Here is a 22158-nt window from a genome sequence, read left to right as displayed (position 1 = left end):
GAAAATTTGTCGGTCGGGTCGGTCAGATTTCGATGTCCACGTCACCGACAGGGACCGACACGCAAATCTGGATCTTCTTGTGCGGTTCGGTGTCGGTCTCCCCGGTCTTGACGTTCCGGGTGCATCCCGAGGTCTTCACGGACGTGCAGGTGAAGCAGATGCCCATCCGGCAGCCGTAGGACGGCGTCAGGCCCGCGTCCTCCGCCTGCTCGAGGAGGGTCTTGCCCGAGTTGGTGGCGACGACGTCACTGGTGGAGAAATTGATGTCTCCGTCTGCATCGGCGTCGGCGGTCGGTGCTGGCGCTGCGAACTCCTCGAAGTGGAGTCGGTCGGAAAGTCCCAGGTCATCGTAGATATCCCGGACTCCCCGCATCAGCCCCGGCGGACCGCACAAGAACGTCTGAGCATCCGCGAACCACGGCGCCACGGCGTTCAGATGCTCGGGTCCGAAGAAACCGTGAAGGTCTCCCCCGCTCGGCTGGTTCGTGTACGCCAACACGATTCGGACGCGTTCGTGCTCGGCGGCGATCTGTTCCAACTCGGCCCGGTACGAGACATCTTTTTCCGTGTAGGCGTAGTGCAGGAAGGTGAGGTCGCCGCTGTACCCCTCGTCCAGCAGCGACCTCAACATGGACAGCACGGGGGTGATTCCGCTTCCGCCACTGATCAGCAGGACCGATTCCGGACGAGGCGTCGGCAGGTGGAACACACCGTCGGCCTGCGACAGGCTGACGACCAGACCCACCCGGGCGTTCGCGTGGAGATGCTGCGAGACAAGGCCTTCCGGGTGCGCCTTGATGGTTAGTTCGATTTGGCCGTCGGCGCGGTACTGCGAGCACGCGGGCGAGTAGCACCGCGTATGGCGCACCCCGTCGATGACAACGCCGACCTGGACGAACTGCCCGGCCTGGAAGCCCTGCCACTGGTGCGTGGGACGCAACGTAAGGGTGACCGTGTCAGCGGTGGACCGGTGTACATCCGTCACTTCTGCCCGAAGGTCTCTCACTGTGGTCATCGGGTCGACCAGTTCGAGGTAACGGTCGAGCGCATGAGGCGTTGCCATGGCCTCGAACAGGGACAGCAGCGAAAACTTGCGGCGAATGCCTGATTGTCGAGACTTCTGCTGAATTGCCATCTCGCCTCCCGGTTCGAGGAACTTCTTCAGTGTACGTCTGTGCACTAGAATCTCAGTGTGGCAGATCCGTACCGGAATCTGTCAACGTGAAAGTGATGGCACCGACACCGGATCATCGGTGTGTCCCGCCTCACACCCACCCTGAGGCGACGTCGAGACCGGAGGAGGTCACAGAGTGGACAGCAATAAACTCGAACATGTGACAGAACCGGGTACGCGTGCGGAACGTAAGGAACGCACACGACAAGCACTCATCGACGGCACCCTGGATCTGTTGCGCGACCGGTCGTTCGCGAGCGTCAGTTTGCGGGAGGTCTCACGATCCGCCGGCATAGTGCCGACTGCGTTCTACCGGCACTTCGCGTCCATGGAAGATCTCGGTGTAGCGCTGGTCGAAGACTCGATGCGGACGCTTCGTCAGATGCTGAGGGACGCGCGCAAGGATCCCACGGTCAAGAACGCAACCGAATCGCTCCGGATCCTCGTGCGCGCCGTTCGCTCGCACGAGGATCAGTTCCGATTCATCGCCCGTGAGCGCTACGGCGGAGTCACCGAAGTACGACGCGCATTCGCGACCGAGCTCCGCATGTTCGTCAGCGAACTGACCATCGACCTCGCCCGCATGCCAGGACTCGAATCCTGGGACATCAGCGATCTGGAGATGGCCGCGGATCTGATCGTCTCGACCATGCTCACCGCTACCGTCGGTCTGTTGGAGATCGACCGCCCCGGCAGCGCAAGCGAACGCGAACTCCTGACACGCACCGAACAGCAAGTCCGCCTCGTGGTGTTGGGCATGGGAGTCTGGAGATCGAACCACGGTTGAATCGACCCGAGGTCCACTCGACCTCAGCTGGGAGAACCGCACATGACGATGACCGAAGTAACCGTCGACGATCTGGTGTTCGACGTGTCGATCGCCGGAGAGGCACGCGCGGAACCGGTGGTGCTGCTGCACGGCTTCCCGCAAACGCACGCATGCTGGGATCGGATCTCACCGACGCTCGTGAAACACGGGCTGTTCACCATCGCACCCGACCAACGCGGATACTCACCCGGCGCACGTCCGCTCGGCACCGAGGCCTATCGCGTGGAGAATCTCGTCGGCGACGTCGTCGGGATCCTGGACCAACTCGGCCTGGAGTCAGCGCACGTCGTCGGACACGACTGGGGTGCCGCCGTGGCGTGGCAACTCGCCGCACGGCATCCGGAACACGTTCGTTCGCTCGTTGCAGTGTCCGTGCCCCACACGGCTGCGTTCAACCGAGCGCTTCGAGAGGACGCGGACCAGCGTGAGCGCTCGACTTACATGGGCCTGTTGCGACAAGCAGGTAAAGCCGAGGATGTGCTGCTCGAAGACGACGCACGCAGGCTGCGGGCCATGTTCTCCGATCGCAGCCCGGACGACCGTTACGTCCGACACCTGCAACAGCCGGGGGCTTTGACCGCGGCGTTGGAGTGGTATCGCGCAATGACCAACGAGTTCGGACGCCTCCCACCGGTGACCGTTCCGACGACCTACGTCTGGAGCAACCAGGACTCGGCGATCGGCCGTGCGGGCGCCGAACAATGCGGCGAATTCGTCGACGCGGACTACACATTCGTCGAACTCGACGGAATTTCGCACTGGATTCCCGAGGAAGCCCCCGAACGTTTGGCCGACGAGATCCTGCGGCGAGTCGCCCAGTCGCGGGTGTCGTGAGATCAGACCTTGTCGGGCGCTTTCACGGCGAGCAAAGCCAGTAACCCGACGAACAGCACGACGAGTAGTCCACCGATGCCGGCACGGTCCGCGTCGAACAGCCAGACGAACAGCCCGAACAAGGTGGGTGCGAGGAACGAGACTGCACGGCCGGTCGTGGCGTACAGACCGAAGAACTGACCCTCGCGCCCGGGTGGTGCCAGACGTGCCAGGTAGGTTCGCGACGACGACTGCGCCGGCCCGACGAACAGGCACAGCACCAACCCGAACACCCAGAACAGCACCGGGCCGGACACGAACAACAGCACGATCCCCGCGACGATCATCGCCACGAGAGAGAACACGATGACGGATTTGGGTCCGGATCGATCGTCGAATCGACCGGCGGTCACCGCGCCCAGACCGGCGACGACGTTGGCGGCGACGCCGAAGAGCAGTACGTCTGCCGAGCTGATGCCGTAGACACTCACCGCCAGAACAGCACCGAACGTGAACACCCCGGCCAGGCCGTCGCGGAACAGAGCGCTCGCGATCAGGAAGTAGACGCTGCGTCTGTCGGCAGTCCACAGCTCGCGGAGGTCGCGGAACAGTACTTTGTACGATTCCAGCATTCCCGCCTTGGCGGCGCCTGGATCCTGTTCGGTGGACGGCAGTTCGGGAACGGTGAGCAGGACGGGAATCGCGGAGACGGCGAACCACACCGCGGCCAGCAGGGCGACGAGCCGAATGTTCATGCCACCGTCGGTGGTGATGCCGAACAGTCCTCTGGTGTCACCGTCACCGGTGATGAAACCGAAGTAGCAGATCAACAGCAGAACGATGCCGCCGAAATACCCCATCGACCAACCGAATCCGGACACGCGGCCGATGTTGGCCGGCGTGGAGACCTGACGAAGCATGGCGTTGTACGGAACACTGGCCAGTTCGAACAGGATCGAGCCTGCGGCGAGCAGTACCAGGCCCAGCCACAGGTAGTGATAGTCGTCGGCGACTAAAAACAAGCCGGCCATCGACGCGACGGTGAGCCCCGTCAACAACGCCAACGAGCGCTTTCGGCGGCCACGGGCGTCGAAGCGTTGGCCGGAGACAGGCGCAAGTATCGCGATGACGACGCCTGCTGCTCCGATCGCCCAACTGAACCACGACGTCGCCGAGATCGATCCGGGCAGGTCGTCGCCCACCGCATCGGTGAGGTACACCGAGAACACGAACGTCAGAATCACCGCGTTGAAGGCGGCAGATCCCCAATCCCAGATACCCCAGGCGAATACCTGCTTTCGGGTCGTCGCGACGCCTACGACGGCGGTGTCGGCCGGAGTGTTCATGGGCAAAGCCTAAGCCGGGAGTGGAGCCTGCGGGAATGACCCCGGAGAGCAAGCACGTCCAGCACAGCATCGCACTGCAGGATATGCACCTGGTTGCATAGTCACCGTGTTGCATACATACTGGCTGTCGTGGCACTCGAGCACGCGATACTCGTTTCCCTGACCGAATCGAACGGCTCCGGTTACGAACTGGCGCGCCGATTCGACAAGTCGATCGGCTTCTTCTGGAGCGCGAGCCATCAGCAGATCTACCGGGTGCTGACGCGTATGGACGCGGCCGGGTGGATCGTGGGCGCCTCCGTAGTGCAGGACGGTCGGCCGGACAAGAAGGTCTATTCGGTCAGCCGGAGCGGGCTCGACGAGCTGGATCGCTGGATCGCCCGACCCACCGATCCGAGCGCGCTCCGGGAGGAACTGGCCGTCAAGATCCGGGGCGCAGCACACGGTGACGTCGAGGCGCTTCGCACCGAGGTCCGCCGACACCGGGATGTCCATGCGGACAGGCTCGAGATCTTCCGACTCATCGAGAAACGCGATTTCCCATCACCGTCCTCCCTCTCGGGTACCGCACTGCATCAATACTTGGTACTGCGCGGCGGAATCCGAGTCGAGGAGGGCTTCGCCGAATGGTGCGACGAGATATTGGAGCGATTGTGACCGGTACCGAGAACTATCCGATTCTTCTGTCGCCGTTGAAGGTCGGCAACACCACTCTGAAGAATCGCGTCATCATGGGATCCATTCATACCGGTTTGGAGGACCGCGCACGAGACACCTCTCGACTGGCGGCCTACTTCGCCGAACGCGCGCGCGGTGGCGTCGCGCTGATCGTCACCGGTGGCTATGCACCCAATCGCACCGGATGGCTCCTCCCGTTCGGCGCCAAGCTCACCAACCGAATCGAGGCGCGGCGACATCGCACGATCACGGACGCGGTGCATGCGGAAGGCGGCAAGATCGCTCTGCAGATCCTGCATGCAGGTCGATACTCGTATCAGCCGTTCAGTGTGTCGGCGTCGTCGATCAAGGCCCCCATCAACCCATTTCGCCCGCGGCGCCTCACCGCACGAGGTGTGCGGTGGCAGATCCGCAACTTCGTGAGGTGTGCGCGGCTGGCTCGGTCCGCTGGGTACGACGGCGTCGAGATCATGGGCGGCGAAGGATATTTCATCAATCAGTTCCTCTCCGAGCGCACCAACAAGCGGCGCGACGAGTGGGGTGGAAGCGCAGAGAACAGGCGTCGTATCGCGGTCGAGATCGCCCGGTGTATCCGAGAGGCGGTGGGCACCGACTTCCTGGTGATGTTCCGATTGTCCATGGCCGATCTCGTCGAGGGTGGACAGAGCTGGAGCGACATCGTCGCCCTGGCGCAGGATTTGGAGAGCGTCGGCGTCGACGTCATCAACACCGACATCGGCTGGCACGAATCCCGCGTTCCCACCATCGTCACGTCGGTTCCGCGTGCAGCGTTCGCCGACATCACCGGAAAGCTCGACAAGCATGTCGACATCCCGGTGGCGGCGTCGAATCGAATCAACATGCCCGACATCGCGGAAGGAATCCTCGCACGCGGTGACGCACAGCTGATCTCGATGGCCCGGCCGATGCTCGCCGACCCGTTCTGGGTGCGCAAGACCGAAGCGAACGCAGCGGACTCCATCAACACGTGTATCGCGTGCAACCAGGCGTGTCTGGACCACGCGTTCGTCCACAAAACAGTCTCCTGCCTGGTCAACCCCCGCGCGGGACGTGAAGTCGAATTGCAGTTGATGCCTGCCCGCAGAACCAAGAAGGTCGCGGTCGTGGGCGGCGGTCCGGCAGGGCTGTCCGCCGCACTCGAAGCTGCCCGTCGCGGCCACGCCGTCAGCCTGTTCGAGTCCAGGCCGGCACTGGGTGGCCAATTCGGTATCGCACAGCGCATTCCAGGCAAGGAGGAGTTCTCCGAGACCATCCGCTACTTCACGACAGCGCTGCGCGACGCCGACGTGGCGGTCCACCTGGGCAGGCGCGTCACCGCAGTCGAGCTCGTCGCAGGCGATTTCGACGAGGTGATCGTCGCGACGGGAGTAGTCCCGAGAATCCCGTCGATACCCGGTATCGATCACCCGTCGGTGCTGTCCTACGCCGATGTCGTCGAGCACGGAAGACCGGTGGGTGACCGCGTGGCCGTCATCGGGGCGGGCGGCATCGGTGTCGACATCGCGGAATTTCTGACGACCGACGCCTCCCCCACGCTGGACCTGAAGGAATGGAAGCAGGAGTGGGGTGTCACCGAACCGGAAGCGGCGCCGGGGGCGCTCACCACACCCGTCCCCGCGCCGTCGCCGCGTGAGGTCTACCTGTTGCAGCGCAAGAAGGGACGAATCGGCGCGGGGCTGGCGAAGACGACGGGATGGGTGCACCGCGCGGCGCTGAAAGCCAAAGGCGTGCACGAGCTCTCCGGCGTGAATTACGAACGCATCGACGACGAGGGTCTGCACATCACCTTCGGCGAGCGCCACGAGCGTCCACGCACGCTCGCCGTCGACACCGTCGTCGTGTGTGCGGGCCAGGAACCCGTCCGCGATCTCGTCGACGACCTACGAGCCGCGGGAACGACGACCCATGTCATCGGGGGCGCCGATGTCGCTGCCGAACTCGACGCCAAGCGCGCGATCGAGCAAGGAACACGCCTCGCTGCATCCATCTGATTCCAGCCAGGTGATTCCAGCCAGGTGGATTCATCCACTACCCTGTCTCAGCGTGAGCCTGCCCAGTCCCGCGCCCGAAGCCCGTGCTGTCGTCACCGGAGCGTCCTCCGGAATCGGCGAAGCGCTGGCCACCGAACTCGCCGCCCGCGGCCATTCACTGATTGTCGTGGCACGGCGGGGTGAGTTGCTCGAGGCACTTGCCACCGGACTCCGTGCCGCGCACGGAGTGACCGTCGAGGTCCGAGTTCTCGATCTGTCGGACCGGAATGCCCGCGTATCGTTCGCCGACGAGTTGGCGAAGCGCGAGATCAGCATTCTGTGCAACAACGCAGGTATCGCCACGTTCGGGCCGGTCGCAAACCTCGACCCCGCCTACGAACGGGATCAGGTGGAACTGAATGCAGTCGCCGTGCACGATCTCACGCTCGCTGTCATTCCGGGAATGGTGGCGCGGGGCAGCGGCGGAATTCTGATCACGGGTTCGGCGGCCGGGAACATGGCCATCCCGAACAATGCGACGTACGCAGCGACGAAAGCGTTCGTCAACACGTTCTCCGAGTCGCTACGGCTCGAACTCAAGGACAGCGGAGTGAACGTCACCCTGCTGGCCCCTGGCCCTGTTCGCACCGAGACTCCTGATCCCGCCGACGCATCCATAGTGGACAAGCTGGTCCCGGATTTCCTGTGGATCGACAGCGCCTACACGGCCAAGCTGTCGCTGGATTCGTTGGCGAAGAACAAGATGCGTGTAGTGCCGGGCCTGCTGTCCAAGGGCATGTCGATCGCGGGCCAGTACAGTCCGCGCGCCATCTCGGCCCCCATCGTCGGAAGCTTCTACAAGAAGCTCGGCGGCTGAACCCTCACCGAGGGCGGAAGTGGTCCAGCGAATCGGACACGATCGACAACGCGGTGTCGGTATCCATCGACGGGGCCAATTCCGGTATCAGCACCGTCACCCCGTCACGGACGCCTTGGCACCGCAGGACCGTCGAATCCGGTCGTGTCGGGCCTGTACTTCTGCCTGATTCGGTCGATTCCCCAGGCTCCACTCCGGCCGGCACCAGCGAATTCACCGTCACCAGGCACTCGGCGTCACCCGAGGTCTCGATGCGTTCGGGAGGCGACGGCAACCGGAGCCGTTCGGCGATGGCATCGCCCGCCTGCGTACTCCACAAGCGAGGGCTGGGCGCATCGACTGCATAGACCGTCACCAGAACCAAGAGCGACTCGTCCGCGTATCCCTGTGCGGCGGCGTCGGCCCCGTCGTACGCGGCGCTGAGCCCCGCGACGGCATCCTCGCGCTGCGGACCCGAGTCGTCGTCTCGGTCGAATCGCTCCATCTGCTGTTGCATCGTCTGAAGCCCGGCGACGGAGTCCGGGAACTCCAGAGCCTGCTGCGCACTAGCCGAACCCGAACTGCAGCCGACGACGGCCGCGATCGCAACGGGTGGTACCAACCAGGATTTCTTCATGCAGTCGATCCTCTCGCTACCGCGGGGCGGCCGATATGAGTAGTTCTACCGGTTTCGCAGGGTGAAACCACCTCCTAGGCTAAACGGACAAACCGCCCGGGAGGACTTGTTCGATGATCGACCGCGCACCCATCGTGTCCACCGCTGTCGTGACTGCCGCCGTGGCCGCCGTCGTGCTGATCGGAGGATGTAGTCGGCACGAGGTCACCTACGCGGTGAACGGCGAGACGGTGCAACCCGATCCGCCGACCGACGCAGCCGCCGAGGTGGACCCGTGCTCGGTCCTGTCCGAGAACACGCGCACTCGTCTCGGCTTGGCGGACATCGAGCCGGTCGAACTACCGAAGACACCGGACGGGGGCTGCACCTGGGACGGCAACAGCCGCTACCTTCTGCCGAATCTGACGCTGTGGGTGCGCGGGCAGACCGACGCCGATCCGAACGACGACATCGTCGACATCGCGGGCGTTCCGGTCAACGTGTACAACATCGCGGGCACGTCTGGGCGACTCATTGCGTACTTCGACGACCTGACGCTCAGCCTGAACTACATCAAGGCGAAGGTGGAGATCGACACCTTCGATGCACTGGAGGCCGCGATGACCGACGTGTTGGACGGGTACTCCCGCACCGCGTGAACCACTCGCTCACGCGGCTGCGGCCGTACCCTCACCGTCGACGGCGACGGCCTGTGCCGAAAATGCTGCGTGAAATTTCCCGTCCGGCAGCCGAAGCTGCAGAACGGAGGAAACTCTTGACTGCGGGGTTACCCATGATTCGTTCCGCCGCAGAGGGCCCTTCAGGTTCCAGTGGCGGTAGATCGGGCAGGTCCGCAGGCAACGGTGGGATGTCGAACGTTTCGGTCGGCGCAGGCACATCGGTGACCCGGGCCTCCAATTTCTCGTAGGCCGACTCGCGATCGATGGTCTCGCGATACTTGGGTCCGAGCGTGCTCGCCGACGCCGCAGCGCCGATGGCGTCGTTGCCTATGGTGTCCATCACCGAGCGCGGCGGGCGAATCTTGGTCCATGCCACCGGCGTCGGCGCGCCCTTCTCCGAGAGCACGGTGACGATGGCCTCGCCTGTGCCGAGCGAGGTGAGTGCCTTCTCGAGGTCGTACGCTTCGGTTTTCGGGTAGGTGCGGACGGTCTTGTTCAGCGCCTTCTGGTCGTCGGGCGTGAATGCCCTCAGCGCGTGCTGAATTCGCGCGCCCAGCTGTGACAGCACTTGGTTCGGCACGTCCGTCGGGAGCTGTGTGCAGAAGAACACACCGACGCCCTTCGAACGGATGAGCTTGACGGTCTGTTCTACCTGCTGCAGAAAGGCTTTGGAGGCGTCGGCGAACAACAGGTGAGCTTCGTCGAAGATGAAGACCAACTTGGGTTTGTCGATGTCGCCGACCTCGGGCAGGGTCTGGAACATGTCGGCCAGGACCCACATCAGGAACGTCGAGAACATCACCGGCCGGGCGGCGTGGGCCCCCAGCTCGAACAGCGTGATGATGCCCTTGCCGTCGGCGCCGACCCGAAGAAGATCCTCGGTGTCGAGCTCGGGTTCACCGAAGAAGGTGTCTCCTCCGTCGGCTTCGAGGTTGATCAGGGAACGCAGGATGACACCCGCGGTCGCAGCCGATACACCGCCGATGCCCTTGAGATCCGCCTTGCCCTCGTCACTGGTGAGATGGGTGATGACGGCACGCAGATCCTTGAGATCCAGCAATGCCAAGCCTTGCTTGTCCGCCCAATGGAAGATCAAGCCGAGTGTCGATTCCTGAGTGTTGTTGAGTCCCAGCACTTTGCTCAGAAGTATCGGACCGAACGCGGTGATGGTCGCACGCACAGGGATACCGATGCCGTCGGTGCCGAGCGAGAGGAATTCGACGGGGTGACCGGTCGGACTCCAGTCGGAATCTCCGGTCTCCACTGCACGCGCCCTGATCTTCTCGTTGTCCGCACCTGGGGACGACAGCCCGGACAGGTCGCCTTTGACGTCGGCCATGACAACGGGGACGCCTGCGCTCGACAACTGTTCGGCAATCCCTTGCAGTGTCTTCGTCTTCCCGGTACCGGTCGCTCCCGCGACCAATCCGTGCCTGTTCAGCGTCGCGAGGGGAATGCGAATTTCAGCGGCTGGATCCGTCACGCCGTCCAGGACGACGGTTCCGAGCTTCAATGCGGCTCCCGAGGACTGATAACCCGCGGCTATCTCCGCTGCCACACCAGCCGGTACCGCGGCGCCCTCGGTTTCGGTGACCTGGGCTTCGGCGTTCAGCGCTTCCTTCTCGGCCGCCTCTGCTGCAGCCAGAGCCTCGGCGGCAACTCGGGCCGCTTCCACGGCAGCGGCCTTGGCAGCCTTCGCCTTCTCCGCGGGGGTGAGAGTGGTGGAACCTTCCGACGCCGGATCGACCGTCATGTCTATCGATGCTCCTTGGTTCTCTGTGCTTGCTGTCGTTCGGCTCGCACTGCAATCGCCACCGCAAACCTTAGCGGTGAGCATGGTCGCACTAGTCTGTGTCGTGTGCAGGACAAACTTGTGTGGATCGATTGTGAAATGACCGGCCTGGATTTGTCGAAGGACAAGCTCATCGAGATCGCGGCGCTCGTCACCGACAGCGAACTGGAGATTCTCGGCGAGGGTGTCGACATCGTCATCCACGCCGACGACGACGCGTTGGCGTCGATGCCGGATGTGGTGAAGAAGATGCACGCCAAGTCCGGGCTGACCGACGAGGTGCGTGCGTCGACGGTGACGCTCGAGGAAGCACAGCAGCAGGTGCTGGCGTACATCCGCGAGCATGTTCCGGTGGCCGGGACGGTGCCTCTGGCAGGAAACTCCATTGCGACCGACCGCGGATTCATCTCCCGTGACATGGTCGAGCTGGACACATACCTGCACTACCGCATGATCGACGTCAGTTCCATCAAGGAGCTGACGCGTCGGTGGTATCCGCGGATTTACTTCGGCCAACCACAGAAGGGGCTCGCGCACCGCGCCTTGGCCGACATCAAGGAGTCGATCAAGGAGTTGAAGTACTACCGCCAGACGGTGTTCGTGCCCGAGCCTGGCCCTTCGACCAGCGAAATTGCTGCCGTCGTCGAAGGGCTCGACACACCGTCGTAGGGGCGATTCGCAACTGACGAATCGAACCGCTAGTATTGTCGTCGCTGCTGAAACAGAGCCTGAACGGGCGAAGAAGATGTGGCTATGGTGGGTGTAGTTCAGCTGGTAGAGCACCAGGTTGTGATCCTGGGTGTCGCGGGTTCGAGTCCCGTCACTCACCCCATAGAAGCGAGAAAGCCGGTCTCCGTACGGAGGCCGGCTTTTTTGCTGTTCGAGGTCCGTCCCCCCGCGTCGACCTACGCCCATCGCCCAGCTCGCTGAATTACGTTGTTGTAATTCAACTTTCGAGTTTCCTATGAGGTTCATGTGACGTACGGTTACAAATGGCACTTTTGGGGAAGAAAAGTACCAACGTGAAAGCTGTGAACTTGCAGTGTTGATTCAACGTGCCCCGAAACGCGCCACCAGCAGTTCTAGCCCAGTTTCGTTCGAGTCGGGCACTAGATCAGGAGGCAGTTCACGTGGGTCGAAGAGTTCACAAGGTGATTGCGGGTTCGATGTTGTCGGCGGCGCTGTGCCTCGGTACCACGGGTCTGATCAACCCCACCGTCGCCACGGCGCAGCCGACCATCGAACTACCCGAAATCCCGATTCCACAGCCGGACGCGCAGCAGAGAGCGGCCATACTCGCCGCGGTTCTGGACGCGACCGGAGTACTGATCAACGAGGTCGCAGCCGTCATTCTCGACTCGGACTTCGGCCCGGCGCCGGACACTTCGTCCGACGAGCCGGAGGCCTCGACCGCTCCCCCATCGGTGGGCCTGGGTGGCTCGATCCTCCCGCTCCCCGCCAGAAGCTACGAGATCTCCTCCGGTTACGGCAGCCGCAACAACCCCACCGGAAACGGCGGTCAGTTCCATCAAGGTGTCGATTTGGCAGCACCGTCAGGTACGCCCATCTACGCCGTGACGGGCGGAACCGTCGAACAGGCGGGAGATGCGGGCGACGGCTACGGCAACCTGGTTCGGATCAAGAGCGGCAACACCGTCACGTACTACGGCCACCAGTCCAGCGTGGACGTCGAGGTCGGCGACACGGTGAACGCGGGCGATCGGATCGGATCCGTCGGCAGCACCGGCAACTCGACCGGGCCACACCTGCACCTGGAGGTCAGGAACAACGGATCGAGCATCGAACCGGTGGCCTACCTGAAGACACTCGGTATCGATCCCGCTCGATACGAGAAGCAGGGTTCCGACTAGACGCTCGACGCGTTGCCGGCTTTCCATTCCTCCCACGGAATGTTCCAGTCGCCGAGCCCGTCGACGCCGGACAATGTGCCGCCCACGGTGTTCTTGACCACGACGATGTCGCCGCGCTTGGTGTTGTCGAAGACCCACTTGGCGTTGGACGGGCTCAGGTTGAGGCATCCGTGGCTGGCGTTGGAATATCCCTGCTGCCCCACGGACCACGGGGCGGAGTGGAAGAAGATGCCGCTGTACGACATCCGGACGGCCCAGTCGACCGGGGTGCGGTAGCCGGCCGAGGAGTTGACGGGCACTCCGTACGTGGACGAGTCCATGACGAGGTGATCGAAGCGGTCGCCGATGATGTAGACGCCGTTGTCGGTCGGTGTGCTGTCCTTGCCCATCGACGTGGGCATGGTGATGACGTCCTGGCCGTTGACGTTGAACGTCACCTGCTTGGTGTTGTCGTCGGCCGTCGCGACCACGGCGTCGCCGATGGTGAACGACGTCGACGCGTTCTCCTGGCCGTAGATACCGTCGCCGAGGTCACGGCCGTACACGTTGACCGCGACGTCGACGCGCGTGCCCGACGCCCAGTAGTTCTGCGGCCGCCAGCGGACCTCGCGGTCGTTGACCCAGTAGAACGCGCCCTCGACGGCGGGTGTCGTGGTGACCTGGATGGCGTTCTGAGCGGCGATCTTGTCGGTGATCGTTTCGTCGAACTGGACGGCGACCGGCTGACCGATGCCGACGACGGCGCCTTCGCTCGGCATGACGTACGGCTTGGTGAAGTTACCGGGCTGACTGGTGGTGAACGAGCTGACTGTCGTGCTCGATCCGCCGAGCCCGTACGCGTCGGCCTGCACGCGGTACTTTCGGTTGTATCCGAGCGGCTCGGTGTTGGTCCAGCTCAGACCGTCCGGCGAGATTGCCCCCGATACGGGCACGCCCTCGGGGTTGAGCATCGTGACGCCGGCGAGCTTGCCGTCGACGACGCTCACCGTGACCGGATCCGCCGGGGAGAATCCGACCGCACCGTCGTCGACGGTGGAGGTCAGCTTGGGCTTGAGGAGCTCGGCGATCGGGTTGGAGTCGATGGGGGCAGCGTCGATCTTGCTGTCGTTCGTCGATGCACATCCGGACAGAACGACCGTTGCCGCCACCGATGCGACAGCCGCCAACACGACTCCGCGCGAGATCCTCATGCGCCACTCCACTTCACGACCGACCGATTTGCGAGTACCCACCGAAAACGGACACTTCGACCACATAATGCCAGGCCATCACCTGCGCATCCACTTGAAATGCCGCTCCGAGAGTAACGTTCGAATACCAATCGGCCCGTTACTGACCTGTGTTACGTCACAGGCCGTGTCGGCGCCGTCGGTGACGGATCACCGGAAGCTCATGTTGTCGTCGACCAGCTTGCCGTACCGCAGAGCCGGCAAATCGCGAAAGTAGTTCATGCGCAATTTCCACGGAGCCGACGATCCCTGTTTGGGGAACGAATCGACGGAGCGGAGAACGTAACCGGCCGCGAAGTCGAGGAACGGCTCCTCCCCGACCGATGCATCGCGCTTCAGCCGCACTTCTCGCGCGCCGGTCTTGTCCATGTGTGCGAGCAGCCTGGCGACGTAATCGGACACCAGGTCGGCCTTGAGCGTCCACGATGCGTTGGTGTATCCGACGACGAACGCGAAATTCGGCACGTCGGTCAGCATCATGCCCTTGTACGCCATCGTGTCCGTGAGGTCGACGACGCGGCCGTCGACCGAGAGCGTCACATTGCCGAACGCCACGAGGTTCAGTCCGGTCGCCGTGACGACGATGTCGGCATCCAGGTGCTCGCCGGATTTCAGATCGATGCCGGAGTCGGTGAACTTCTCGATGTGATCGGTGACGATGTCCACTTCGTCCTTGCGAATCGAGCGGAACAGATCGTTGTCGGGAACGAGGCAGAGCCGTTGGTCCCACGGGTCGTACCGGGGTGTGAAATGGGTGTCCAGGTCGTACCCCTTCGGAAGCCACCCCTCCTGCAATTTTCTGATCTGCTTCTTCATGAACCCCGGATAACGCTGGCAGAGCACGTACAGCCCGATCGCGGTCAAGGCGTTCTTCGTCCGGGTGATTCCGTATGCGGCACGTGCGGGAAGGTACTTGCGCAGGCCGAGCGCGACCTGGTCCTCGGATGGCAACGACAGGATGTAGCTGGGCGAGCGCTGCAGTAACGTCACGTGCGACGCTTCACGAGCTAGATTGGGCGCCAACGTGATCGCAGTAGCGCCGCTGCCGATGACCACGACCTTCTTGCCGGAGTAGTCGAGATCCTCGGGCCATTTCTGTGGGTGGATCACCGTGCCACCGAAGTCCTCGATGCCGGCGAACTCCGGGGTGAATCCCTTGTCGTAGTCGTAGTACCCACTGCAGCACATCAGGAACGACGCCTCGAACGTCACGACCTCTCCGCCGGAACGCTGAGCCGTCACCGTCCACTTGGACGTCGCGGTGGACCATTCCGCGGACACGACCTTGTGGTGGAACCGAATGTGACGGTCGATCCCCTCGTCCTTCGCCGTGTCCTCGATGTACTCGCGGATGTCCTTGCCGTCGGCGATCGACTTGTCGCCCGCCCATGGGCGGAAGTTGTACCCCAGTGTGTACATGTCCGAATCCGACCGAATCCCCGGATACCGGAACAGGTCCCACGTACCGCCGATTGCGCCGCGGCTCTCCAGAATCGCGTACGTCTTGCCGGGTAGCTTCGCCTGAAGGTGATGCGCCGCGCCGATACCGGACAGGCCTGCGCCCACGATGAGGAAGTCGACCGATTCCGTCTCGGTTCGCGACGAAGTGTCGGAGGGGGATGTCGTTGTCATCGAAACTCTTTCGTCCGTGCCGTCTGGTCTACTTGTTGCGTGCGCTGGTCGAGCGCCCGAGTGCGGCGACTTCGGCATCCATCTTGGGAAGCAACCTCGGTACGTGCTTCAGCAGCGCTCTGTCGCCCACTGCCGAGTTCAGGACGGCACGGAACTTGCCCGCCACTCCGACCCAGCCGGGCACGTACACCTTCCTCTTGCGACTTTCGAGCCCCGCAACGAAGGCGTCGACGCACTTGTCGACGGTCATCGTTCGCCCGAACGGCCCTGGCATGACCTCGAGCATTTCGCGGAACGCACCGAGATCGGATTTGGCGTCCTGAACGAGTGGAGTGTCTATCCAGGCCATGTGGGCCGACCCTACGCCGACGCCCTGGTGTGCGACCTCGAGCCGCAGTGCGTTCGCGAACTGCTCGACCCCGGCTTTGCTCGCGTTGTACGCCGCCAGGCCGGGGCACGCAGCGAACGCGGCGAGCGACGACACGACGAGGACGTAGCCGTTGCGCTCGATCAACGACGGCAGCGCCGCCCGAACGGTGTGGAACACCCCGAGGACGTTGATGTCGAGTACTCGCGCGAACGTGGCGGGGTCGACCTGGAGTACCGAACCGTAACTGGAAATACCGGCGTTGGCCAGCACGAGGTCGATGCCGCCGAAGCGCGCAATGCCTGCGTCGACCGCGGCCTGCGTCGCGTCGAGGTCGCGGACATCGGCCACGACGGTGACCGCGGCGTCGCCCAGCTCGACGCCCAGAGCGAGCAGTGGCTCCTCGTCGACGTCGGTCAACACCAGCTTGCTCCCCCGGGCCGCCAGTGCACGGGCTGTTTCCGCACCGATACCGCGCGCCGCGCCCGTGATGAAGACAACCTTGTTCGAGAGTGTGGGCATCGCCCGTCACCTCCAGTTTCCGTTCCCCCCGTATTGGGAACTGCTAGGTGTCACTTTCCATCTGATACGGACGGGTGTCAAGATTGCACCGAGCAAGGCTGCGACATCAACGAGGCTGGAGATCCTTCGACAACCGCTCGGCTGCGGACACCAGGAGCGGAACGAACTGCTCGGCGGACTCCAGGGTCACCCGCGCGGTCGGCCCGGCAATGGACATGGCGGTGAGCGTCGGAGCACCGATGACGGGAACCGCGAAGCACCGCACTCCCACCTCCTGCTCACCGTCGTCGATCGCGTACCCACGCGATCGGACGACGGCAAGATCGGCGAGCAGTGCATCGAGAGTGTTCAGCGTGTTCACCGTCCGCGGAGCCATACCGGTTCGCGAGACGAGGGCACGGACCTCGTCGTCGGGCAGCTGAGACAGAAGCGCCTTGCCCACCCCGGTGGAATGAGGAAGGACACGCTGACCCACTTCGTTGAACATGCGCATGGCGTGCTCCGACGGCACCTGCGCGACGTAGACGGCCATGTCGTCTTCCAGGAATGCCATGTTCGACGTCTCGTGCGTCTGCCGAACGAGCTCGGACAGATACGGCTTGGCCCACCCCCCGATCAGTTTGGTTGCGCTGTCGCCCAATCCGATCAACTTGGTGCCCAACGCGTACCGACGGGTGGCGAGCCGGCGGACGTAACCGAGCGTCACCAGAGTTCCGATCAGTCGGTGCACCGTGGGCATCGGCAGATCGGCCGCCTCGGCAAGTTCACTGATACCGATCGAGCCTCCCGAGGCCGCCATGATGTCGAGAAGCTCGAATGCTCGCTCGACCGACTGCACTCCGCCACCCACCGCCATGGATCACCTCTCGACTCGTTCGGTTACGGCTACCCTATTTCACCTGCCGGCCTTCACCGCTCGACTCAGGTGGAGTGGTGTCGTGTGGCCACGGGCGGTGCCGCTGTGACCACGGACGGTGATGCCTTGTTTCCCTTGGTCAACACGTTGAAAGCGATGTTCAGAACCACGGCCACGATGCTCGCCGCACTGATGCCCGAGTCGAAGACCACGTGCACCCACTCGGGGAAGGCCGAGTAGAAACCCGGCACCGCGATCGGAATGACGCCGAATCCCAGCGCGACCGCGACGATGACGAGGTTCAGGTTCCCGTCGAAGTTCACCTTGGACAGGGTTCTGATTCCACTGGCCGCAACCGAGCCGAACAACACTATTCCCGCTCCACCGAGCACGGGCAACGGCACCGACGCCACCACCCGGCCCAACACCGGAAAGAGACCGAGGAACAACAACACCGAACCGCCCGCGGCCACCACGTAACGGCTCTTGATCCCGGTGACGGCCACGAGTCCGACGTTCTGCGCGAAGGCACTCGCCGGGAAAGTCCCGAACACCGGTGCAACCGTCGTCGCGATCATGTCCGCCCGGAGCCCGTCCCCGACCCGACGAGCATCGACGTCCGTTCCGACGATCTCGCCGACGGCAAGAATGTCCGCTGTCGTCTCGGTCATGATGACCAGAATGACGACGACCATCGAGATGATCGCGCCGATCTGAAAGACCGGTGCACCGAATGCGAACGGCTCCGGCAAGGCGAAGAAACTGCCAGTGCCCACGTCGGAGAAATCGGCCTTGCCGACGGCGAACGCGAACCCGGTGCCGACGACGATTCCGATGAGTATCGACAGGCGAGAGAGAGTTCCCTGCACGAACCGGCTGACTAGGAGCACCACGGCGAGGCTGAAGCCGGCGAGACCGATGTTGGACATCGACCCCCAATCAGCGGCGCCCTGGTCGCCACCCATCGCCCACCGCACCGTGACCGGAAGAAGCGAAATCCCGATCACCGTGATGATCGTGCCCGTCACGACCGGCGGGAAGAACCGGACGATCTTGCTGAAGAACGGCGTGATCAAAACGCCGATCGCACCGGCCGCGATGATCGCACCGAACACCGAGTTCAAACCGTCGGGACCACTGGCGATAGCGACCATCGTCGACACGGACGCGAAGGAAATACCCTGCACCAAGGGCAGTTTCGCGCCGACGTACGGAAGCCCGAGGGTCTGGAGCATCGTCGCAGCACCACTGACGAACAGCGCAGCCGACACCAGAACCGCAATCTGGGTGCCGTTCAACCCGGCCGCACCGCCGACGATCAGAGGCGGCGCGATCACCCCGCCGTACATCGTCAGGATATGTTGCAATCCATAGAGATACGACCTACCGATCGACAGGCGCTCGTCCTCCGGACGCCCCTGATCGCCCTTACCATCCCCGCGGGCTCCGCTCCCGGCCTTGCCCTGGTCACTCCTGCGGGCTCCGCTCCCGGCCTCATCCTGGTCACTCCTGCGGGCCCCGCTCCCGGCCTCATCCTGGTCACTCCTGCGGGCTCCGCTCCCGGCCTTCCTCAGCTTCATGGCCTTCGCTCCTAACAGAATCCGGGTACGGTGGCCCACACGTGCCCGGCGTCGGGAACGTCGTCGCGTTTCACCGTCGCCTCGATCAGTCCGTACGGCCGGTCGGCGACGTAGAACACTTCACCTGGGTTGTCGAGTCCGAACGGCTCGAGATCGACGAGGAAGTGGTGGATGTTGGGCATGGAGAACTTGATCTCGCCGATCTCCGGGTGCGCTTCGAGGACTTGGGTTCCCATCTGGAACAGAGTCTGCTGCAACGCCAACGAGTGGGTGGATGCGAAGGCGTCGAGCATGATCGACCGGACGTCGTCGAAGACCTTGTCGAAATCGAGGTCGGTGGACAGGTACCGCCACCGCGCGCTGACCGACGTCGCGAGAATGCGGTCGGTCGTCTCCTTCAGCGTGGTGTACCGATCCTTGGGGTATCCCCAGAACTCCGATGCCGTGGAGTTCAGGACGACGAGATCGCTGACGCCGGAGATCACCGTCGGGCCGGTTTCGTCGATGGTCACGACGGTGTTGCGCTTCTCGTCACTGCTCTTGACGAACGAGTGGTCGTAGCCGTCGGTGCCCGACGGTACTCGCGCCCAGCTGTACTGCTCGATCTCCCACCTCCCGCCGTCGATCCAGTCGAAACTGTCGGTGAAGTGCCGGCCGAGACGCAGAGCGAAGTCCTCGATTGCGCCGAGTCCGTCCCGGGCGAAGGCGTACACGGTGTTCTTCTGGGTGTCCGTCGCGACGACGTGACTGTTGTCGCCGACGGTGTGGGCGGCTTCCAGATCACCCCGCAGCTGGGAGGTGACGCTGACGTCGGTGATGCGGTGACGCGGAGTGTCCCGGTCGATTCTGACCAGGCGGCATTCGGCCTTTCCGTACTGATTTGCTCCGAGAACGATGCTCATGTCTAGCTCCCTCGATAAGTCGTGAATGCGAACGGGCTGAGAAGAAGTGGTACGTGGTAGTGCGAGGCGTCCGGGGCTGTCTCGAAGACGATCTCGACTGCGGGGTAGAAGGTGTGGACGTCACGGTCGGCGTAGTAGCGGCCGGTGTCGAAGGTGAGGCGGTATCGGCCTGGGTCGAGAGCGTCGGGGCCCAGGCTTTCGATGCGCCCGTTGGAATCGGTGACGCCCTGGGCGATCTCCTGCCGAGCATTCGCGAGTACGACCGAAACGCCCTGTGCAGGAGCACCACTGGACGAGTCGAGCACGTGGGTGGTGACGAAGCTACGTCCGGGCATCTACGACACCTTCGCCAATCGCACGGCGGCGATCTCACGGAGTTCACGCTCGACGACGCGCTCCTCGACATCCGGTTCGTTGCCGAGGCGACGCTCCAGCATGTCGACGATGTCGTCGATGCTCCGGCCGGCAGCGCGAACGAGAAACACTCGGTCGAAGCGCCTCTCGTAGGCGATGTTTCCGTCGCGCAGCCGTCGCCGGACGTCGGTGGCCGACATGTCGAGGCCCGCCTGCTCCGCCCGGGCACTGCGTGCGTGGTCGTCGTCGCCCTCCGGGCGTTCCCCGATGCGAGGGTGCACGTCGAGCGCTCGGTCGATCTCGTCGGCGGTCAGTGGGGCTGCCGCAGCGAACACGGCCCGGCGTAACTCGTCGTCGTCCTCGTACGGCAGGTGCCCGATCATGTGCTCGATCCAACGAGGAACGTCGAGTGCCGCTGCAAGCATCCTCCGCACGTCGGGTTCGGCGGCTGCGTTCAGACGCTCCGCCGCGCCCGCCTCTCCTAATTCCGTAATGCGAAATGTCGATTCCATATATTGAGCGTGACAGCCATCACATATTGATGTCAAGGGTTTGTGCCGACGAGTTTGCCGAGACGTCATGATCATTGGAGCGCAACGGATTTCGCATCATGGAATTGCCACCGGCGGGGTTCCATACTGTTGACAGATCGCCGTGCGGTGCATCACACTTTCCTCATCGCTGGAATTTTTATTCCACAATGCGAAATTCATTCGATCCGAGGAGGCATAGATGACCGAGTTGTTCTGCAACGGCGGAGCCATGCGCGGCGGCAACCTTCACCACAATGTCGCCGGCCACCCATTCGTCGGAACCGCCAGAACGACCGCCAAGTACCGCTTCTACTCGGTTCGCGACGAGTTCCCGGCACTACTGCTGGACGACGCTGCAGGAGCGGCGATCGACGGCGAGCTCTACGACATCCCACTCGACGACATCCGGACTGCGTTTCTGCCCGACGAGCCACCGGAGCTCGAGCTGACAGTCGTCGAACTCGAGGACGGGCGTTCCGTTCTGGGCGTGGGACTGCGCCCCTGGGTTCTCGAGGAGCACCCGGACGATCTGACCGACATCACTCACACTGGAGGTTGGCGACAATATCGCGGGCTCCCGGTCCCGAGATGACGAAAGGTACAGCAATGCAGAACAACTCGTACACAGTCAACTGCTCCATCCTGTTCACCGACGTTCCGCTGCTGGAGCGACCGGCTGCCGCGAAGGCGGCGGGGTTCGACGCCGTCGAATTCTGGTGGCCGTTTCCGACTCCGGTTCCCGGCGACCGTGATGTGGACGCGTTCGTCTCCGCCGTCCGGGATGCAGGCGTTCGGTTGACCGGACTGAACTTCGCCGCGGGTGACATGCCTGCGGGCGACCGCGGAATTCTGAGCGACCCCGCGCAGGTTCGTGCCTTCCGTGACAACATCGACGTCACTGTCGGCATCGGCAAGACGCTCGGCACCGGCGCGTTCAACGCGTTGTACGGAAACCGAATCGACGGCACCGATCCCGCCGAGCAGGATCGTGTCGCGGCCGAGAATCTGGCTGCCGCCGGGGCCGCTGCAGCCGAGATCGGCGCCGTCGTGTTGATCGAGCCGGTCAGCGGTGCACCGGCATATCCGCTCCTGACCGCCGACGACGCCGTAGCCGTCATTCGACGTGTCGAGCGCGACCACGACGTACACAGTCTTCGTCTGCTGGCCGATCTGTATCACCTCGACGTCAACGGGGACGACGTCGCCGCCGCACTCGACTCCTTTTCCGACCTCATCGGTCACGTTCAGATCGCCGACTCCCCCGGCCGCGGCGAGCCCGGAACCGGAACGCTCGACCTGCCCGCCTACCTGTCGCAACTGAGCGGCAACGGCTACGACGGCTACATCGGCGTCGAGTACAAGGCCACTCGCCCCGACACCTTCTCCTGGCTGCGCGATACCTCGTCCTGGGTCGCCGCCCCCACCTCCACGTAAGGAATCTCCATGAGCACAATCGCTTTCATCGGTCTCGGGATCATGGGAAGCCCCATGTCCGTTCATCTCGCCGAGGCCGGACACACAGTCGTCGGCTACAACA

The 22158-nt window shown here is 63.5% G+C and carries 23 protein-coding genes and 1 tRNA gene; 12 read left to right on the top strand and 12 right to left on the bottom strand.

The genetic code is table 11. From position 1 onward, the window contains the following. Positions 1-22: 22 nt before the first annotated feature. On the bottom strand, positions 23-1135 hold the full coding sequence (locus CH293_RS20235; protein ID WP_052059274.1) for a ferredoxin reductase: 1113 nt from the start codon (positions 1133-1135) through the stop codon (positions 23-25). Positions 1136-1334: 199 nt separating this feature from the next. Here CH293_RS20235 and CH293_RS20230 point away from each other — a divergent pair, with 199 nt between their 5' ends. After that, on the top strand, positions 1335-1961 hold the full coding sequence (locus CH293_RS20230; protein WP_037110336.1) for a TetR family transcriptional regulator: 627 nt from the start codon (positions 1335-1337) through the stop codon (positions 1959-1961). A 42-nt stretch (positions 1962-2003) separates the two neighbouring features. Next, on the top strand, positions 2004-2837 hold the full coding sequence (locus CH293_RS20225) for an alpha/beta hydrolase (protein WP_094721319.1): 834 nt from the start codon (positions 2004-2006) through the stop codon (positions 2835-2837). 2 nt (positions 2838-2839) lie between these two features. Here CH293_RS20225 and CH293_RS20220 read toward each other — a convergent pair whose 3' ends face one another. Further along, positions 2840-4162, bottom strand: coding sequence for an MFS transporter (locus tag CH293_RS20220; RefSeq protein ID WP_094721318.1), 1323 nt, complete (start codon positions 4160-4162; stop codon positions 2840-2842). A 129-nt stretch (positions 4163-4291) separates the two neighbouring features. On the opposite strand from CH293_RS20220, the gene CH293_RS20215 reads away from it, so the two are divergent. The 3 genes from CH293_RS20215 to cmrA are packed head-to-tail and all read left to right on the top strand — an operon-like array spanning position 4292 to position 7708. Next, positions 4292-4819 carry a PadR family transcriptional regulator gene (locus tag CH293_RS20215; protein WP_037110187.1) on the top strand — a complete coding sequence of 176 codons (528 nt, stop codon included), beginning with the start codon at positions 4292-4294 and terminating at the stop codon, positions 4817-4819. After that, a complete protein-coding gene (locus CH293_RS20210) occupies positions 4816-6852 on the top strand; it encodes an NADPH-dependent 2,4-dienoyl-CoA reductase (protein ID WP_094721317.1) in 2037 nt (678 codons plus the stop codon). Before CH293_RS20215 ends, CH293_RS20210 begins: the two co-directional genes overlap by 4 nt. A 52-nt stretch (positions 6853-6904) precedes the next feature. After that, a complete protein-coding gene (cmrA, locus tag CH293_RS20205; RefSeq protein ID WP_094721316.1) occupies positions 6905-7708 on the top strand; it encodes a mycolate reductase in 804 nt (267 codons plus the stop codon). Positions 7709-7712: 4 nt separating this feature from the next. Here cmrA and CH293_RS20200 read toward each other — a convergent pair whose 3' ends face one another. Continuing rightward, the gene (locus CH293_RS20200) at positions 7713-8324 is read right to left on the bottom strand and encodes a hypothetical protein (RefSeq protein WP_094721315.1); all 612 of its coding nucleotides are present in this window, start codon (positions 8322-8324) and stop codon (positions 7713-7715) included. A 113-nt stretch (positions 8325-8437) separates the two neighbouring features. Between CH293_RS20200 and CH293_RS20195 the strand changes: the two genes are divergently transcribed. Beyond that, positions 8438-8962 carry a DUF3558 domain-containing protein gene (locus CH293_RS20195; RefSeq protein ID WP_094721314.1) on the top strand — a complete coding sequence of 175 codons (525 nt, stop codon included), beginning with the start codon at positions 8438-8440 and terminating at the stop codon, positions 8960-8962. 31 nt (positions 8963-8993) lie between these two features. Here CH293_RS20195 and CH293_RS20190 read toward each other — a convergent pair whose 3' ends face one another. Next, positions 8994-10736, bottom strand: coding sequence for a helicase HerA-like domain-containing protein (locus CH293_RS20190; RefSeq protein ID WP_141217199.1), 1743 nt, complete (start codon positions 10734-10736; stop codon positions 8994-8996). 105 nt (positions 10737-10841) lie between these two features. Between CH293_RS20190 and orn the strand changes: the two genes are divergently transcribed. From orn to CH293_RS20175, 3 genes are all read left to right on the top strand, one after another. After that, positions 10842-11444: an oligoribonuclease gene (orn, locus tag CH293_RS20185; RefSeq protein ID WP_080732968.1), complete on the top strand. Its 603-nt coding sequence runs from the start codon at positions 10842-10844 to the stop codon at positions 11442-11444. 87 nt (positions 11445-11531) lie between these two features. After that, positions 11532-11607: transfer RNA gene (locus CH293_RS20180), tRNA-His, on the top strand. A 319-nt stretch (positions 11608-11926) separates the two neighbouring features. Further along, on the top strand, positions 11927-12646 hold the full coding sequence (locus CH293_RS20175; protein ID WP_241483767.1) for a M23 family metallopeptidase: 720 nt from the start codon (positions 11927-11929) through the stop codon (positions 12644-12646). Here CH293_RS20175 and CH293_RS20170 read toward each other — a convergent pair. The 8 genes from CH293_RS20170 to uraD form a co-directional block, all read right to left on the bottom strand. Then, a complete protein-coding gene (locus tag CH293_RS20170; RefSeq protein WP_052059273.1) occupies positions 12643-13836 on the bottom strand; it encodes an Ig-like domain-containing protein in 1194 nt (397 codons plus the stop codon). The genes CH293_RS20175 and CH293_RS20170 overlap by 4 nt on opposite strands. A gap of 189 nt (positions 13837-14025) precedes the next feature. Further along, positions 14026-15507: an NAD(P)/FAD-dependent oxidoreductase gene (locus CH293_RS20165; protein WP_094721312.1), complete on the bottom strand. Its 1482-nt coding sequence runs from the start codon at positions 15505-15507 to the stop codon at positions 14026-14028. A 28-nt stretch (positions 15508-15535) separates the two neighbouring features. Beyond that, on the bottom strand, positions 15536-16396 hold the full coding sequence (locus CH293_RS20160; RefSeq protein WP_094721311.1) for an SDR family oxidoreductase: 861 nt from the start codon (positions 16394-16396) through the stop codon (positions 15536-15538). A gap of 106 nt (positions 16397-16502) precedes the next feature. Beyond that, positions 16503-17252: an IclR family transcriptional regulator gene (locus CH293_RS20155; RefSeq protein WP_037110162.1), complete on the bottom strand. Its 750-nt coding sequence runs from the start codon at positions 17250-17252 to the stop codon at positions 16503-16505. Between the two features lie 65 nt (positions 17253-17317). Then, the gene (locus CH293_RS20150) at positions 17318-18832 is read right to left on the bottom strand and encodes a nucleobase:cation symporter-2 family protein (protein ID WP_217900776.1); all 1515 of its coding nucleotides are present in this window, start codon (positions 18830-18832) and stop codon (positions 17318-17320) included. 11 nt (positions 18833-18843) lie between these two features. Next, complete coding sequence (gene pucL / locus CH293_RS20145) at positions 18844-19734, bottom strand: factor-independent urate hydroxylase (RefSeq protein WP_094721310.1); 891 nt, start codon at positions 19732-19734, stop codon at positions 18844-18846. Positions 19735-19736: 2 nt separating this feature from the next. Further along, positions 19737-20069 carry a hydroxyisourate hydrolase gene (gene uraH, locus CH293_RS20140; RefSeq protein WP_094721309.1) on the bottom strand — a complete coding sequence of 111 codons (333 nt, stop codon included), beginning with the start codon at positions 20067-20069 and terminating at the stop codon, positions 19737-19739. Further along, positions 20070-20600, bottom strand: a complete 531-nt coding sequence (gene uraD / locus CH293_RS20135; protein WP_094721308.1) for a 2-oxo-4-hydroxy-4-carboxy-5-ureidoimidazoline decarboxylase — start codon at positions 20598-20600, stop codon at positions 20070-20072. Positions 20601-20820: 220 nt separating this feature from the next. Between uraD and CH293_RS20130 the strand changes: the two genes are divergently transcribed. From CH293_RS20130 to CH293_RS20120, 3 genes are all read left to right on the top strand, one after another. After that, positions 20821-21213: a gamma-glutamylcyclotransferase gene (locus CH293_RS20130; RefSeq protein ID WP_037110157.1), complete on the top strand. Its 393-nt coding sequence runs from the start codon at positions 20821-20823 to the stop codon at positions 21211-21213. Between the two features lie 14 nt (positions 21214-21227). Beyond that, positions 21228-22055 carry a hydroxypyruvate isomerase family protein gene (locus CH293_RS20125; RefSeq protein WP_094721307.1) on the top strand — a complete coding sequence of 276 codons (828 nt, stop codon included), beginning with the start codon at positions 21228-21230 and terminating at the stop codon, positions 22053-22055. Between the two features lie 9 nt (positions 22056-22064). Continuing rightward, the coding region (locus CH293_RS20120) for an NAD(P)-binding domain-containing protein (RefSeq protein WP_255122945.1) at positions 22065-22158 on the top strand (94 nt) is incomplete at its 3' end.

It is taken from the genome of Rhodococcus sp. 14-2470-1b (assembly GCF_002259415.1).
In the GTDB taxonomy this organism is placed as follows: Bacteria; Actinomycetota; Actinomycetes; order Mycobacteriales; family Mycobacteriaceae; genus Rhodococcoides.
This window is presented reverse-complemented; position numbering and strand designations above follow the sequence as displayed.